Origin of the sequence: Thioclava sp. GXIMD2076, assembly GCF_037949795.1 — a bacterium.
Taxonomy (GTDB): domain Bacteria; phylum Pseudomonadota; class Alphaproteobacteria; order Rhodobacterales; family Rhodobacteraceae; genus Thioclava; species Thioclava kandeliae.
The window spans coordinates 2,652,104-2,667,248 of sequence record NZ_CP149932.1; the positions used below are offsets into that span (position 1 = coordinate 2,652,104).

Annotated in this window: 13 protein-coding genes; all 13 read left to right on the top strand. The window is 62.2% G+C overall.

Translation table 11 applies throughout. The annotated features are described in order from the left end of the window. Window positions 1–83: 83 nt before the first annotated feature. The 13 genes from WDB91_RS13135 to WDB91_RS13195 all read left to right on the top strand — a co-directional run bounded on the left by WDB91_RS13135 (window position 84) and on the right by WDB91_RS13195 (window position 15,144). Window positions 84–386, top strand: coding sequence for an HNH endonuclease (locus WDB91_RS13135; RefSeq protein WP_339112992.1), 303 nt, complete (start codon window positions 84–86; stop codon window positions 384–386). A 55-nt stretch (window positions 387–441) separates the two neighbouring features. After that, window positions 442–909, top strand: coding sequence for a YbaK/EbsC family protein (locus WDB91_RS13140; RefSeq protein ID WP_339112993.1), 468 nt, complete (start codon window positions 442–444; stop codon window positions 907–909). 128 nt (window positions 910–1,037) lie between these two features. Then, window positions 1,038–1,517 carry a DUF2852 domain-containing protein gene (locus WDB91_RS13145; protein ID WP_339112994.1) on the top strand — a complete coding sequence of 160 codons (480 nt, stop codon included), beginning with the start codon at window positions 1,038–1,040 and terminating at the stop codon, window positions 1,515–1,517. Window positions 1,518–1,679: 162 nt separating this feature from the next. Then, on the top strand, window positions 1,680–2,510 hold the full coding sequence (locus WDB91_RS13150; RefSeq protein ID WP_339112995.1) for an arginyltransferase: 831 nt from the start codon (window positions 1,680–1,682) through the stop codon (window positions 2,508–2,510). A 176-nt stretch (window positions 2,511–2,686) separates the two neighbouring features. Beyond that, a complete protein-coding gene (locus WDB91_RS13155; RefSeq protein WP_339112996.1) occupies window positions 2,687–3,781 on the top strand; it encodes a TRAP transporter substrate-binding protein in 1,095 nt (364 codons plus the stop codon). Window positions 3,782–3,977: 196 nt separating this feature from the next. Next, the gene (locus WDB91_RS13160) at window positions 3,978–5,081 is read left to right on the top strand and encodes a TRAP transporter substrate-binding protein (RefSeq protein WP_339112997.1); all 1,104 of its coding nucleotides are present in this window, start codon (window positions 3,978–3,980) and stop codon (window positions 5,079–5,081) included. A gap of 171 nt (window positions 5,082–5,252) precedes the next feature. Further along, window positions 5,253–6,512, top strand: a complete 1,260-nt coding sequence (locus WDB91_RS13165; RefSeq protein ID WP_339112998.1) for a LysR substrate-binding domain-containing protein — start codon at window positions 5,253–5,255, stop codon at window positions 6,510–6,512. Window positions 6,513–6,617: 105 nt separating this feature from the next. Continuing rightward, on the top strand, window positions 6,618–7,709 hold the full coding sequence (locus tag WDB91_RS13170) for an efflux RND transporter periplasmic adaptor subunit (RefSeq protein ID WP_339112999.1): 1,092 nt from the start codon (window positions 6,618–6,620) through the stop codon (window positions 7,707–7,709). Then, complete coding sequence (locus WDB91_RS13175; protein ID WP_339113000.1) at window positions 7,706–8,812, top strand: efflux RND transporter periplasmic adaptor subunit; 1,107 nt, start codon at window positions 7,706–7,708, stop codon at window positions 8,810–8,812. The genes WDB91_RS13170 and WDB91_RS13175 overlap by 4 nt, the downstream gene beginning before the upstream one ends. After that, window positions 8,809–11,847: an efflux RND transporter permease subunit gene (locus tag WDB91_RS13180; RefSeq protein ID WP_339113001.1), complete on the top strand. Its 3,039-nt coding sequence runs from the start codon at window positions 8,809–8,811 to the stop codon at window positions 11,845–11,847. The genes WDB91_RS13175 and WDB91_RS13180 overlap by 4 nt, the downstream gene beginning before the upstream one ends. A gap of 69 nt (window positions 11,848–11,916) precedes the next feature. After that, entirely contained in the window at window positions 11,917–12,633 is a 717-nt protein-coding gene (locus WDB91_RS13185) for an HAD-IA family hydrolase (RefSeq protein ID WP_339113002.1), read from the top strand. Next, window positions 12,630–13,592 carry a sugar-binding domain-containing protein gene (locus tag WDB91_RS13190; protein WP_339113003.1) on the top strand — a complete coding sequence of 321 codons (963 nt, stop codon included), beginning with the start codon at window positions 12,630–12,632 and terminating at the stop codon, window positions 13,590–13,592. Before WDB91_RS13185 ends, WDB91_RS13190 begins: the two co-directional genes overlap by 4 nt. 232 nt (window positions 13,593–13,824) lie before the next feature. Then, window positions 13,825–15,144 carry a sugar ABC transporter substrate-binding protein gene (locus WDB91_RS13195; protein ID WP_339113004.1) on the top strand — a complete coding sequence of 440 codons (1,320 nt, stop codon included), beginning with the start codon at window positions 13,825–13,827 and terminating at the stop codon, window positions 15,142–15,144. Window position 15,145 lies beyond the last annotated feature (1 nt).

Below are 15,145 nucleotides of genomic sequence, written 5' to 3' on the forward strand. Positions count from 1 at the left end.
GGTCAATAACAGCTTAGCGGATATTTGACGGGCAGGCGCCGCCAATTACCCTATCCGGTTAATATTTCCTGTGAGGGCCTCCGATGCGCCAAGACGACCCGATCTGCCCCCTCTGTCTGCGACCTATACCACGCGAGGCGCGCCAAAGTCTGCACCATTTGGTTCCCAAGCTGCGCGGCGGCAAGAACGGCCCGACTGTTCTGCTACACCAGATCTGCCATAACGAGATTCACAAGACTTTCAGCGAGACCGAACTGGCGCGCGATCTGAACACGCCCGAGGCGCTGCGTGCCCATCCTGCGATGGCGCCCTTCCTGAACTGGATCGTCAGGCGCCCGCCCACATTCCATGCACGCTCCAGCGGCGGACGGCGCAAGACGCGCTAGAGGCTTCCCTTTCCGGCCCTGCAGTGCAACCAAGGGCACAAGGAAAGGATATCCCATGAGCAAATCCCTGAAACGCGTGAAAGCCGCCCTCGAGACCGCGGGCCTCGAGATCGAGATCATCGAGACCGAGAATGCCCGCACCGCGCAGGACGCGGCAGAGGCGGTCGGCTGCGAGATCGACCAGATCGCGAAATCCATCATCTTCGAGGGGGCCGAGACGGGCGAGATCCTGCTGTTTCTGACGGCGGGCGGCAACCGCGTGGACCAGACCCGCGCCACCGGTCTGGCCGGACAGGCGCTGGCGCGCGCCGATGCCACCAAGGTGCGGGAGGTCACGGGTTTTGCCATTGGCGGTGTCTCGCCCGTGGGGCATCTGACGCCGGTCCGAGCCTATCTCGATCCGCGCCTCTCCGAGTTCGAGACGGTCTGGGCAGCAGCCGGCACTCCGCGCCATCTGTTCCGGATCACGCCTGCCGATCTGGTGCAGGCCACACAGGCGCAAACCGGTTTTTTCACCGAATAGTCCCTCAACCGAAAGGGTATGTAAAAAAGATTTACATGAGGACTTGAACGGCGGGTGGAGGTCTCTTACCTCTGTTCATGTGAAAAGCATTCACATGATCCCAACCCGCTTTCAGGAGCCAAATCCCGATGTCCTATCTCGATGCCTCTGCCGCCCCTCGCCTCGGACCGATCCGCCGTGCTGTCGCATGGATGGACGAGAACGGGCCGATCTCCTGGATCGCGTTGATGGTCGCGGCCTTCATCTTCACCGGCCCGTTCGGCCTTCTGGTGCTGGGTTTCATCCTGTTCACCGGACGGTTCGGAAAGGGCTGCCGCCGCAGGACCGAGGCGCGCCGTTTCGGAGGCGAGCGATTTGCAGGTTATGGCGTGCATATGTCGCGCCCCTCGGGGAATGCCGCCTTCGACAATTACAAAGCCGACACCATTGCCCGCCTCGAACGCGAGCAGAATGACTTCGAGGCCTTCCTCAAGCGCCTGCGTGACGCCCGCGACAAAGCCGAATTCGACCAGTATATGGACGAGCGCGCCCGTGCGGCTAGCGAGAGCGATGCACCAAACGACGCCGCGCTCGATCCAGCACATGCCGAAAAAGGTGACGCTAAGTAAGATACAACTCCATTCCGCCCAAGCTTAAGGCGAATTTAACAACTCCCGGCGTCAAAACGTCGGGAGTTTGCTTTTTCGCCGTCACAACCTCGTTCAGGGGCCTTGGCGCATGGGCGCAAGCTTGCTACCTTAGGGTAATAATTCAAAACCGCCGCGAGTTTCATGCGTCATTCCCTCCCGCTTGCACCGCAGTTCTATGTGACCGCTCCGCAGCCCTGTCCCTATCTGGACGGGCGGGCCGAGCGTAAGCTGTTCACCGCCCTTCAGGGTGAGGGAGCGGAAAAGCTGAACAACGCGCTCTCGCGGCAGGGCTTCCGGCGCTCGCAGAACGTGCTTTACCGTCCCTCCTGCGCCGAATGCACAGCCTGCCTGTCGGCGCGTATCCGTGTGGCCGATTTCGTCCCCACCCGCACCCAGAAACGCGTGCTGAAAAAGAACGACTGGCTCAAGCGTAACGCGACCAGTCCCTGGGCCACCGAGGAGCAATTCGCCCTCTTCCGGCGCTATCTCGACAGCCGTCACGCCGATGGCGGCATGGCCGATATGGATATTTTCGAATTCGCCGCGATGATCGAGGAAACGCCCATCAAATCGCGCGTGATCGAATATCGCGAATCCGCCGACCGTCCGGGCTCGACCCGCGATCTGATGGCCGTCTGTCTGACCGATGTGCTCGATGATGGGCTGTCGATGGTCTATTCCTTCTATGATCCGATGCTACAGAAAAACAGCCTCGGCACCTATCTGATCCTTGATCATGTGGATATCGCGCTGAAGGCGGGGCTTCCTTACGTCTATCTGGGCTATTGGGTGCCCGGCTCGCGCAAGATGGGCTACAAGGCAAAATTTGGGGCTCTCGAAATCTTCAAGGGCGGCAAGTGGATCGATATCGGGGATCCGCAGGAGCATGAGGACCAGATCCACCCGCTCTCGGTCGATCCGATCGCCGAGCAGGTCGCACAGATCAACCTGCCGGACACAACCAAGAAATAACGCTCCGCCAAAATAAGCCTGATTACGTCCGAGGGCTAGCCCTTCCCATCCCGCGCCCGATGGGCCGAAACCGGCCTTTTGCGGCCTGTGCCCTTGTATAAAAGCTTTACAGATCCCTTGCGGCCTGACAGGAATGCGCCCGCAAGACTTAGTAAAACGCTCAGGACACGATCATCATGGACCGCCGCTCCTTCCTTTCCTCGGCCGCGATTGGCGCGACCGCATCCGCCATTGCCGCCCCTGCCATCGCGCAGGAAAAGCCGCAGATCACATGGCGTCTGGCTTCGGCCTTCCCGAACTCCCTGCCCGCACTCTATGGCAACAGCCAGGAGCTTGGTAAACGCGTGGCCGAGGCCAGCGATGGCGCGTTCCAGATCCAGTCCTTCTCGGCGGGTGAAATCGTGGGCGGCCTGCAATCGGCAGATGCGGCAGCCGCCGGCACCGTCGAGGTCGCGCATTTCCCGACCTATTACAACTGGGGCAAAGACCCGGTCTGGGCGATCCCGACCGCGCTTCCCTTCGGCCTGTCGGCGCGCGGCATGAACGCATGGATGCGCATGGGTGGCGGCAATGACATGTTCAACGAGTTCCTTTCGGACAAGGGCCTGATCGGCTTCCCGGGGGGCAATACCGGTGCGCAGATGGGCGGCTGGTTCCGCAAGGAAATCAATACCGTCGATGACCTCAAGGGCCTCAAATTCCGCGTCGGCGGATTTGCGGGCAAGATGCTCGAGCGTCTGGGCGTCGTGCCGCAGCAGCTGTCGGGCGGTGACATCTATGCCGCCCTCGAGAAAGGCACCATCGACGCGACCGAATTCGTCGGCCCCTATGACGACCAGAAGCTGGGCTTCGTGAAGGTCGCGCCCTATTACTACTATCCCGGCTGGTGGGAAGGTGGCGCGATGGTGCACTTCCTGTTCAACAAACCCGCCTATGACGCCCTGCCCGAGCAATATAAATCGCTTCTGCAGACCGTTTGCCAGAGCGTGAATGCCAATATGCTCGAGACCTATGACTACGAAAACTCGAAGGCGCTGCGCACCCTCCTGGCAGAAGGCGCCCAGCTGCGTCCGTTCAGCCAAGAGATCCTGCAGGCCTGCTTCGAGACCTCCAAGGCCGTCTATGCCGAGATCTCGGAAACCAACCCGACCTTCAAGAAGATGTATGACTCGATGGTTGCTTTCGAGAAGGAATACTATCTGTGGACGCAGGTCGCCGAGTATAATTACGACACGTTCATGATGGTCCAGCAACGTCAGGGCGCGCTCTGAGCCAGAGCATCCGCTTATAAACCAAGCAGAAAAGAACCCGGGCCGATGGCTCGGGTTTTTTCTTGCGCGAGACAGCCAGAAAGCGCAAGCTTGAAAGGAGGAAGTTCTTTACAAGTCGAATTGGTAAGGCAATATATCCAAACGAGGCGATAAGAGGAGTTATCGCCGAAAGATTTTCTGACGATTGGGAGGAAACATGGATCGTCGTTCGTTTATTCGCAAAGGTGCTTTGGGCGGCATGGCCGCAGCCGGTGCCTCGCTTGCAGCTCCGGCCATCGCGCAGGAAACCCCCGAACTCAACTGGCGTTTGACCTCGTCCTTCCCGAAATCGCTCGACACCATCTATGGCGGCGGTGCGACCATGGCGAAATATGTCGAGCAGATCACCGATGGCAAATTCAAGATCCAGGTCTTCGCCGCAGGCGAGATCGTGGGCGGCCTTCAGGCGGTCGATGCCGTCTCCAACGGCACCGTCGAGGCCTGCCATACCTGTTCCTATTATTTCTGGGGCAAGGATCCGACCTTCGCGCTCGGCACTGCCGTGCCGTTCAACCTCAATGCCCGCCAGCAGAATGCGTGGATGTATTATGGCGGCGGCATCGATCTGATGAACGAATTCTATGCCAATTATAACACGGTGGCCTTCCCCACCGGCAATACCGGCGCCCAGATGGGCGGGTGGTTCCGCAAGGAGATCAACTCGGTCGAGGATCTCAACGGGCTGAAGATGCGCCTGGGCGGCTTTGCCGGCAAGGTCATGGAGAAGCTCGGCGTCGTGCCGCAGCAGATCGCGGGTGGCGATATCTATGCAGCCCTCGAGAAAGGCACGATCGACGCGACCGAATGGGTCGGTCCCTATGATGACGAGAAGCTCGGCTTCGTAAAAGTGGCGCCCTATTATTACTATCCGGGGTGGTGGGAAGGTGGGGCCGTGCTGCATTCCTTCTTCAACAAAGAAAAATATGACGCGCTGCCCGAATCCTACAAGGACGCGATCAAGGTCGCCTGTCAGGCTGCCAATGCCGATGTGCTGGCCTCCTACGATCACAAGAACCCGGCGGCGCTGAAATCGCTGATCGGTCAGGGCGCGCAGTTGCGTCCGTTCTCGGCCGAGGTTCTCAACGCCTGCTTCAAGGCCGCGCAGGATGTCTATACCGAGCTCAACGGCTCCAACGAGAACTTCAAGAAGGTCTATGAGAGCCAGGCCGCCTTCAAGAAGGACGCCTATCTCTGGGCCCAGCTGGCCGAATACAACTACGACACCTTCATGATGATCAAACAGCGCGAAGGCACGCTGTAATCCCCCTGACACGGCTCGAAGGCCCCGCCCTCCGGCGGGGCCTTTTGCAATCTTTACGGCGTAAGGGAATTATCAACCCTTTTGCGGATAGCCTGAAAGGGAGTGTAACCTCGGAGGGGATGCCATGCGGCACCGCCCAGCGCCACGCCCTGCATCATCGGGGAATGCCCGATGATTCCCCCGCGCCTCACGGCGGACGGGCTGGCGAGCCTGTTGCGGCTGGCCGCCCAGACCGGCGTGAAGGCTGGCACGCAATCGGCGCAATTCGGCAAGCTCTTGCAGGAAATCGGCAAAACAGGCACGCAGGCCAATGCCGCCCAACAGGTCAGCGAAGCCGTCAAGGATGCCGCAACCCAGCTCGCCAAAACCGCCACCAGCGGCACGACGGCCAGCGCAACCACGAATTCCAGCACAACGACGCAGCAGAGCCTGCCCACCCCCACCAACCAGCCCGCATTGGTCCAGCCGCAAGCATCTGCAAATGCGGCGCAGAACGCGGCCCAGAATGCCGCGCAGAACCTTGGCCAGAATGTCTCGCAACAAGTGGCCCAGCCCGCCCGCGCCATGACGGACAGCCTGCAGCCCGCGCTGATACAGGCCGCACTTCTCGCTAGCCGCTCTGCCGCGACCCATTCAGAGAAACGCGCGCAGGATCGCACACCGCTTGCGGGACAGGTCGGGTTCGTATCGCAGGAAAAGCCGTTTTTGGGCGAGTTGGGGCTGCCGTTGAACACTGTCAAACAGGTCTACGGGCGGGATGCGGAATTCATCCGCCCGCTCACTGGCGATCCGGTCATGAATGAACAGGAGAACATCACCAGAACACCGCTCTGGATCGGAGCGATCCCCTCTTTCGCAGGCTGGCTTCTGCCCGAGATCCTGCGCGGGCTGCACGAGATCACGCCGCGGCTTTTGCGCGGAGATCAGCCGCGGCTTCTGCAGGCGCTGGCCGAGGGGCGCATCGAGGTGGCATTGGTCCATGACGCCAATCTCCCCGAGACGCTGGCGCGCGTGCCTCTGGTGCAGCTCTCGGCATGGGTCCTTCTTCCCAAGGATCATCCCCTGACGGCCTTCGAGCGCCTCACGCCGCAGGATCTGGAGGACGCGCCGATGATCGGCCTCTCGCTGCCACCGGCCCGCGATCTCTTTCCCAATATCCTGCGCGCAGAAGGGGTCGAGCCGAATCTTGTCGAGGAATTTCCCGACGAGGTGCAGATCCTCAATGCCGTGGCACAGGGTCAGGGATATTCGCTGCGCGCCGCAAGCCCGCTCAGCCCGCCCGATATTGCCGAACGCCGGATTACCACCCGCCCGCTCGATCTGCGCACCGGAGCCGTCGATCAGTCCGTTCTGGTCTATCGCCGCGATGCCGGCCATTCCGTGGCGGCAGAACATTTCATCCAGCGTGCGAAAACCCTCGCCGGAACGTAACATAATTCTAGTCTTTCCACCGTGGCCGGTTTCGCCATAGTGAAACCGTCGCATAATTTGCGGCCGGAGCCCCTCTCCGGCATAGTCCATTTGGAAGGATCGGGAATGGCCCATCCGTTTTTACACCGGAAGTTCCGGCGGCTCGCCGGATCTGTCCTGCTGGCGCTCGGCACGGTTTGTGGTTCTGGGCTTCACGCACAGCCGCCTGTCGCGGTCGAGATTACCCATCCCCGCCCGCTGCCCGCTGCCCATACCGTGCATTTCATCGGGACGGTCGAAGCGCCAGAAACCTATCCCGCCAGTTTCCGCAGCGGCGGGCGCATAACGGCGCTCCCGGTGGAAACGGGCGACCGGATCGCCAAGGGCGATATCATCGCCGAGCTGGACCAGACGGCCGCCCGGGCCTCGCTCGATGCCGCCGAGGCCGGCGTCACAGCCGCGCAGGCGCAGCTCGATCAGGCGCGTCAGGCGCGCGACCGCGCACAGGGGCTTCTGGATCGCGGGACCGGTACGCAGGATGCTCTCGACGAGGCAATGCAGGCGTTTCTGCAGGCGCGGGCAAGCTCCGATCAGGCGCAGGCCCAGCTGGAGACCGCCCAACAGGGCATGGACGATACCGTGCTGCGCGCGATTGATGATGCCGTTGTCACCGAACGCCCCGCCGAGATCGACGAGGTGGTCAGCGCCGGTCAGGAAGTGGTGATGCTGGCCAACCGCTCCGCGCGCGAGGCGGTATTTCAAGCCCCCGACATTGCAGGGCTATCCCGCCTTTCCGGACGGCAGATCAGCGTGGAAAGCCCCGATCAGCCGCAGAGCCTCTCCGCACGGATCACCGAGGTCTCGCCCCAGCTGTCCGAGACCGGCACGGTGACCATCAAGGCCCGTCTTGATGCTACGGGCGCGCCCTTGCGGATCGGCACGCTGATCACCGGCACAATCGACCTGTCCCATCCAGAGCGCCTGTCCCTCCCTTGGGATGCGCTGGTGAGCGGGCCACAGGGGCCAGCGATCTGGGTCGTCGATCCCGAGACGCAGTCGGTCTCACTGCTGGCGGTGAAGGTCGCGGCCTATAACACGGCGGGTATCGAGCTGGTCCCCTCGGACAGGATCGGCACCGGATTGCAGGTGGTCGGCAAAGGCGCTGCGGGGCTGTTTGACGGTCAGAAGGTCACCCCGATCGTGGAGGACACACCATGAGAGCCGCGCTCGCCTTCGTGGCGCTCCTTGCCACCCCCGCCCTTGCGCAGGACCTTCCGGCGGCGGATCCCCCCCGCCCCGTGATCACCGAAATCATCGGCGAGGTCACCCCGGGCCGACGCGTGTTTTCGGGTATGGTCGAGGCGCGTTACGAAACCTCGCTGGCCTTCCGCACCGGCGGGCGCATCGCGCGGCTCCATGTCGAGGCAGGCGATCGCGTGGAAAAAGGTGCGGTAATCGCCGAGCTGGACCAAATCACGCTGGAACAGGATCTGCGCGAGGCGCGCGCCAGCACCTCGCAGGCACAGGCCGCGCTCGATTATGCGCAGGCAAGTTTCGACCGTGCCGCGACCCTACGGCAGCGCGGTGTAATCGCACAATCCGAATTCGAGACGGCGCAGGCCAGTCTCGCTTCGGCCAAGGCCGATCTCGAGAGTGCGCGCGCGCAGGAACGCCAGAGCGCACAGGCCGCAAGCTATGGCAAACTTACCGCCCCCTCCGACGGGATCATCCTCTCGCGCTCGGTCGAGCCCGGCACGCTGGTCTCGGCGGGCACCGAGGTGGTGAGTTTCGCGCGAGGCGATGCACGGGAGGCGGTCATCGACCTGCCACGGGCGCTGGCCGCCAGCCTGCCCGCGGATCAGGGTTTTCTCATCAACCATCATGCTGATGATATCGCGCCGATCAGGGCGAAGCTGCGCCTGATCGAGCCAGTGACCAATTCCAGCCTCGACACGATGCGCGCCCACCTGACGCTGGAAGCCCCCGCTCCGGATTACCGGATCGGTTCGCTGGTGTCGGCGCGGCTCGATAACGGCGCGGCCGAATTGCTAAGCCTGCCCGAGGCCGCGCTGATGGACGGCCCCTCGGTCTGGATTGTCTCGGGCGATCCGCGCAAAGTGCACCGGCAGAGCGTGAGCACCGGCGCCCGGCTCGGCAACCGCATCACCATCACCGAAGGCCTGAAATCCGGTGACGAGGTGGTATTGCGCGGACGCGAGGTGCTCACCGAGGGCGAGACGGTCGGCGCGGGGCTGACCGTCGCGGGCAAAGCGCGCCCGACTACCCTAAACCAGACGACCCAGGAGAAAGCCCCGAAATGAAGTTCAACCTCTCGGACTGGGCCCTGCATAACCGCTCCGTCATCTGGTTCCTGATGGTCATGTCACTGCTCGCGGGGATCCTCGCCTTCAACTCGATGGGGCGCGAGGAAGACCCGAGCTTCACCATCCGCACGATGGTCGTCTCGGGCAGCCTGCCCGGTGCGACGGCCACCGAGACGATGGATCAGGTGACCGACCGGATCGAACGGAAACTCTCGGAGATCGATGCGCTCGATGTGACCCGCTCGATCACCTATCCCGGTCAGGCGGTGGTCTATGTCGATCTGCGCGACGATATTCCCGATGCGCAGATCCAGCCCACATGGACCCGTGTGCGCGAGCTGATGTCCGATATCCGCGGCGATTTCCCTAGCGAATTCCAAGGCTTTTCCTTCAATGACGATTTCGGGGATGTCTATGGCAATGTCTATGCCTTCACCGCCCCCGATTATAGCCCCGACGAGCTACGGGCCTGGGTGCGGAAAATCCGCGATGATGTGGAACGCCTCGATCAGGCGGGCAAGGTCGATCTGATCGGCACCCGCGACCGCGTGGTCACGGTCGAGTTCTCGACCCGCCGTCTGGCCGCTCTGGGCCTAGATGCGCAAAGCGTGATCGACACGCTCTCGGCGCAGAACCAGATCACCCAGACCGGCACGATCCAGACCGCGCAGGAACAGATCGGGCTGCGCCTGACAGGCGCCTTCCCAGATGCCGATGCGCTGGCCCATACGCCCTTGCGCGTGGATGACACCTTCTTCACACTTTCGGATGTGGCGCAGGTCAAGGACGGCTATACCGATCCGCCCGCCTCGCTGATCCGCTATGAGGGCGAGCCCGCCATTGGCTTGATCATCGGCATGCGCGAGGGCGGCAATATCCTCGATTTCGGCAAGAACCTCGATGCGCTGATGGCGCATGAGGTCACGCAGCTGCCGGTGGGTATCTCGATCCACAAGATCGCCGACCAGCCGACGGTGGTGCAGGAGTCGGTCGGTCATTTTACCCGCGCACTGGCCGAGGCGCTGTTGATCGTGCTGGCAGTCAGTTTCGTGTCTTTGGGTGTGCGGGCGGGGTTTGTCGTGTCGCTCACCATCCCGCTGGTGCTGGCGGTGACCTTCCTGATCCTCGATCTGATGGGGATCACGCTGCAACGGATCTCGCTTGGGGCGCTCATCATCGCGCTGGGGCTTCTGGTCGATGATGCGATGATCGCCATCGAGACCATGATCTCGCGGCTGGAAAAGGGCGAGAGCCGCACCAAGGCCGCCTCCTATGCCTGGACCTCCATCGCATGGCCCATGCTGACCGGCACGCTGGTCACGGTGGCGGGCTTCATCCCGATCGGGCTCAATGCCAGCCAAGCAGGCGAATACACCCGCTCGCTCTTCTATGTCATCGCGATCTCGCTGGTGATCAGCTGGATCGTAGCGGTGCTCTTTGCGCCCGTGCTGGGCAAGACCTTCCTGCCCGCCAAATGGAAACACCAGCATGCGCAGGCGGGCCGCCTGCGCCGTGGGTTCCACCGCGTGCTCGAACAGGCGATGCGCCATCGCTGGGTCACCATCCTCGCCACCATCTTCCTCTTCGCGATCTCGGTTGTGGGCCTCGGCCATGTGGAACAGCAGTTCTTCCCTTCTTCCGAGCGGACGGAACTCGTGACCGACGTCACCCTGCGCGACAGTGCGGGGATCGAGGCCACCGATGCCGAGATCGCCCGGTTCGAGACATGGCTGAAAGACCAGCCAGAGGTCTCGTTCTGGACCTCCTATATCGGCACGCCCGCGCCGCGTTTCGTGCTGACACTCGATGTGCAGCCCGCCGTGCCCAATGAGGGTCAGGTGGTGATCGAGACCCATTCTCTGGCAGATCGTGACAGCCTGCGCGCCAAGATCCGCCGCTATTCCGATACCCGCGCCGGTGTCGAGTTCTTCCCCAAACCCATCGAGCTGGGTCCGCCGGTGGGCAAGCCCGTGCAATACCGGATCTCCGGTCCCGATGATACGGTCCTGCTGACCGAGGCGCGCAAACTGGCGGCGCTTCTGGCTGGGGATGACAGGCTCTATGCCATCGATATGGATTGGGGCACGCCCGCGCGGGTGGTGAAACTGGATCTGGATCAGGCGCGGATGCGCCAGCTGGGGCTGACACAGTCTGATGTGGCGCAGGTGCTGAGCACGCTCTATTCCGGCACGACCATCACCAATCTGCGGCAGGGAATCGATCTGATCGAGGTCGAGCTGAAGGGCCGCAAATCCGACCGCGACACGATGGACGGGCTCCGCAGCCTGCAATTCGCCAATGCCAGCGGCGATCCCATCCCGCTGACCTCGATTGCGCGGTTCGAATATGTGACCGAGCCGCCCGTGATCCATGCGCGTGACCGCGTGCCCACCATCACCGTGCGCGGTGCGATTGACGGAGGGGACCAACCCGCGACTATCGTGGCGGAGCTCGCCCCGAAAATCGAGACCTTTACCAAGGCGCTACCTGCGGGCTACGGACTGGCCTTGGGCGGAGCGGTCGAGGAAAGCGGCAAATCACAGGCACCGATCATTGCCATTGTCCCCTTAATGGTGCTGATCCTGCTGACGCTGATCATGTTCCAGCTGCGCAGCTTCCGCCTGATGGTGGTGGTGCTGGCAGCCGCCCCTCTGGGGCTGATCGGGGTGGTCGCCTCAATGCTGCCGCTGGGGGCGCCCATGGGCTTTGTGGCGCTTTTGGGGGTGCTGGCGCTGATCGGCATCCTGATCCGCAATTCGGTGATCCTGGTCCAGGCCACCGAGGATCTACGCGCCGAGGGCCATGACCGCTGGAGCGCCATCTGGCATGCCTCGGACCAGCGCGCCCGCCCGATCCTGCTGACGGCGGCGGCCGCCTCGCTGGCGCTGATCCCGATCGCCCGCCAGATCTTCTGGGGGCCGATGGCCATTGCCATGATGGGGGGCATCATCGCGGGCACGCTGATTACGCTTCTGTTTGTTCCTGCGCTCTATTGCGCCATTTTCCGTGTAAAGGCACCGCAGAAGGCGTGATCCCAAGCGAGGGCTTGGCGAAACAGGTTCCGTCACGCTATAGACATCTGATCGTGGAGGAGGAACCCGATGGCTGGTCCAGCGCTGGTAATCTTTGATTGTGATGGCGTCCTGATCGATTCCGAGGCGCTCTCTGCCAGTGTTTTCATCGCGGAACTGGCCCATCTGGGAATTGCAATCGACCTCGACTATTTCACGCAGCACTGTCTTGGCCGTGCCTTCCCGACCGTGCGCGCAACGCTGGAACGTGATTTCTCGCGTTCTTTGCCCGACACCTTCGAGGCGACATTCCGCACCCGTCTGGTCGAGCGGTTCTCGACCGAACTGGTTGTAGTGCCGGGGGTCATCGGGGTGATCAAGGCGCTTGAGGTGCCCTACCATCTGGCCACCTCCTCCGCGCCGGCACGACTTGCACAATCGCTGGCCATCACAGGGCTTGATACACTCTTTGACGGGCGGGCCTCGACCGCCTCCGAGGTCATGCGCGGCAAACCCGCGCCCGATCTGTTCCTCCATGTAGCAGGTATCTATGGTGTGTCGCCCGAGAACTGTCTGGTGATCGAGGATTCCACGGTCGGGATCGCAGGGGCGAAAGCCGCCGGTATGCCGGTCTGGCGGTTTCTGGGTGGTGCGCATCTGGCCGGTCTGGCCCGTGCCCATGCTCTCGCCCCTGATGACCCTGCCCTGCGCGGCGGGGCCGATCTGGCCTTCCGTGATTTTGCACAATTCGACGCGCTTCTCGCGCAATGGCCGGCACCCCATTCCTGCACCGGAGAGGTCTCATGATCCAGCCCGATCGCCCCAACGAGGCCGAAGCCAATCTGCTGGATCTTGCCGCCCGCGCGGCATGGCTGTCTTTCGTAGGGGGCATGACGCAGGACCAGATCGCGCTCGAACTGGGGATCTCGCGCCAGCGGGTTCAGCGGCTCGTGGCGCGCGCCTCTGCCGAAGGGCTGATCCGGGTGCGCATCGATCATCCCATTGCCGAATGTCTGGAGCTGGAGCAGATCCTGCGCAAGCGGTTCGGACTGCAATCGGTGCGCGTGGCCCCCTCGCTCTCGGAAACGGGCGACCCGAATGACACGATCGCGCCATTCGCGGCCCCGATCCTCGAGCGATTTTTCACCGAGCCTGACGCCAAGCTGATCGCGCTCGGCACGGGACGGACGCTGCGGATGATCGTGGAGCGGATGCAGACCATCGCGGGCGATCATCACAGGCTGGTCTCGCTTATCGGCAACGTGGCGCCTGACGGCTCGGCCTCGCATTACGAGGTGATCGTGCGGCTGGCCGAGAAAGTCTCGGCGCCGCATTTTCCGATGTCGATCCCTGTGGTCGCGGCCACCGAGGCAGAGCGCGATCTGTATCGCTCGCTTCCGCATGTGAAAGCCTCGATCGAGCTGGCGTTACGGGCGGATTTCGCGGTGGTCGGCATGGGCCAGATGGGGCCTGACGCGCCGCTTCTGATGGACGGGTTCATCACGCCCGAAGAACATGCTGACTGGGTCGGGGCCGGCGCCATCGGCGAGATCGGCGGTCACGCGTTCAATGCCGATGGTCAGTTTCTCGACCATCCCATGTCGCGCCGGATCGTGGGCGCGCGCGTGCCGCATGGCAATATGCCGGTGCATTGCTTTGCGGCGGGCCAGAAAAAGCTGCCCGCCCTGCGCGCGGCTCTCCGGGGCGGTTTATTGAGCCATCTGGTCACGGATGAGCGCACCGCGAAAGCACTTCTTAACGCTTGATTCCCATTCTGCATTGATGCGCACTTTTTACGACATTTTGCTGTATGATCTGCGCATCCCTGCATGATGGAGATGGGACATGTTACCGCTATCAACTATCTACGCACAATCGCAGGGCGTTTTGCGCATAGCACCCATCTCCAACACGCAATTCACACTTGACTCACGGGCCCGTTCATGAGCATTTGCCCATAGAGCGGATAATTGCTCGTTTGAATTTTGGGAGGAATTCATGACCAAGACAATCCGTGCCCTTCTGGGTGCTTGCGCCTTGGGCGCGCTTGCCACAGCCGCTGCAGCCGAAACCACCATTACTGTTGCCACCGTGAATAACGGCGACATGGTGCGCATGCAGGGCCTGATGGACGACTTCTACGCCAAACATCCCGACATCAAGGTCGAGTGGGTCACGCTGGAGGAAAACATCCTCCGTCAGCGCGTCACGCAGGATATCGCCACCAATGGCGGCCAGTTCGACGTGATGACCATCGGCAATTACGAGGTTCCGATCTGGGGCCAGCGTGACTGGCTGGTGCCGCTGAACGACCTTCCGGCAGACTACGATGCCGATGACCTGCTGCCCGCCATGCGCTCGGCGCTGTCGGTCGATGGCACGCTTTACGCGGTTCCCTTCTATGGCGAATCCGCGATGGTGATGTATCGCAAGGATCTGGCCGAGAAAGCCGGTGTGACCCTTGGTGACAATCCGACCTGGACGCAAGTCAAGGAAGCGGCCGAGAAGATGACCGATAAAGACAACGGCATCTATGGCATCTGCCTGCGCGGCAAGCCGGGCTGGGGCGAGAATATGGCCTTCATCTCGGCAATGGCCAATTCCTATGGCGCGCGCTGGTTCGACATGAACTGGGAGCCGGAATTCGACAGCGAACCGTGGAAGGCTGCCGTCACCGACTATCTCGACCTGATGACCAAATACGGTCCTCCGGGTGCCTCCTCGAACGGCTTCAACGAGAACCTGTCGCTCTTCCAGCAAGGCAAGTGCGGTATGTGGATCGATGCGACCGTGGCAGCAGGCTTCGTGACCGATCCCGAGGAATCCACCGTGGCCGACAAGGTCGGTTATGCGGTCTTCCCCAACAAGGACGGCATCGACAATCACGGCAACTGGCTGTGGTCGTGGAACCTCGCCATTCCGGAAAGCTCGGCACATAAAGACGCGGCAAAAGCCTTTGTCGAATGGGCGACCTCGAAAGAGTATACTCAGGTCGTGGCCGACAAGCAGGGCTGGCGCGCAGCTCCTCCCGGCACCCGGACCTCGCTCTACGAGAACCCCGACTATCTGGCCGCCGCGCCCTTCGCACAGCTGACCATCGACACGATCTCCAAGGCGACGCCCGAGAAACCGTCGGTGCAGGAAGTGCCCTATGTCGGTGCTCAATTCGTCTCGATCCCCGAATTCCAAGGGATCGGCACGGCTGTAGGCCAGATCTTCTCGGCAGCTCTTGCCGGGCAGATGGGTGCGGATCAGGCGCTGCAATCCGCGCAGGCACTGACCGAGCGTGAGATGAAAAAGGCCGGTTACATCAAGTAAT

Excerpts from the sequence above, each read along its gene's own strand:
- WDB91_RS13175 (WP_339113000.1), top strand. The coding sequence starts at position 7,706 with ATGAGAGCCGCGCTCGCCTTCGTGGCGCTCCTTGCCACCCCCGCCCTT.
- WDB91_RS13140 (WP_339112993.1), top strand. The coding sequence starts at position 442 with ATGAGCAAATCCCTGAAACGCGTGAAAGCCGCCCTCGAGACCGCGGGC.
- WDB91_RS13150 (WP_339112995.1), top strand. The coding sequence starts at position 1,680 with ATGCGTCATTCCCTCCCGCTTGCACCGCAGTTCTATGTGACCGCTCCG.
- WDB91_RS13160 (WP_339112997.1), top strand. The coding sequence starts at position 3,978 with ATGGATCGTCGTTCGTTTATTCGCAAAGGTGCTTTGGGCGGCATGGCC.
- WDB91_RS13145 (WP_339112994.1), top strand. The coding sequence starts at position 1,038 with ATGTCCTATCTCGATGCCTCTGCCGCCCCTCGCCTCGGACCGATCCGC.
- WDB91_RS13195 (WP_339113004.1), top strand. The coding sequence starts at position 13,825 with ATGACCAAGACAATCCGTGCCCTTCTGGGTGCTTGCGCCTTGGGCGCG.
- WDB91_RS13155 (WP_339112996.1), top strand. The coding sequence starts at position 2,687 with ATGGACCGCCGCTCCTTCCTTTCCTCGGCCGCGATTGGCGCGACCGCA.
- WDB91_RS13190 (WP_339113003.1), top strand. The coding sequence starts at position 12,630 with ATGATCCAGCCCGATCGCCCCAACGAGGCCGAAGCCAATCTGCTGGAT.
- WDB91_RS13165 (WP_339112998.1), top strand. The coding sequence starts at position 5,253 with ATGATTCCCCCGCGCCTCACGGCGGACGGGCTGGCGAGCCTGTTGCGG.
- WDB91_RS13135 (WP_339112992.1), top strand. The coding sequence starts at position 84 with ATGCGCCAAGACGACCCGATCTGCCCCCTCTGTCTGCGACCTATACCA.
- WDB91_RS13180 (WP_339113001.1), top strand. The coding sequence starts at position 8,809 with ATGAAGTTCAACCTCTCGGACTGGGCCCTGCATAACCGCTCCGTCATC.
- WDB91_RS13170 (WP_339112999.1), top strand. The coding sequence starts at position 6,618 with ATGGCCCATCCGTTTTTACACCGGAAGTTCCGGCGGCTCGCCGGATCT.
- WDB91_RS13185 (WP_339113002.1), top strand. The coding sequence starts at position 11,917 with ATGGCTGGTCCAGCGCTGGTAATCTTTGATTGTGATGGCGTCCTGATC.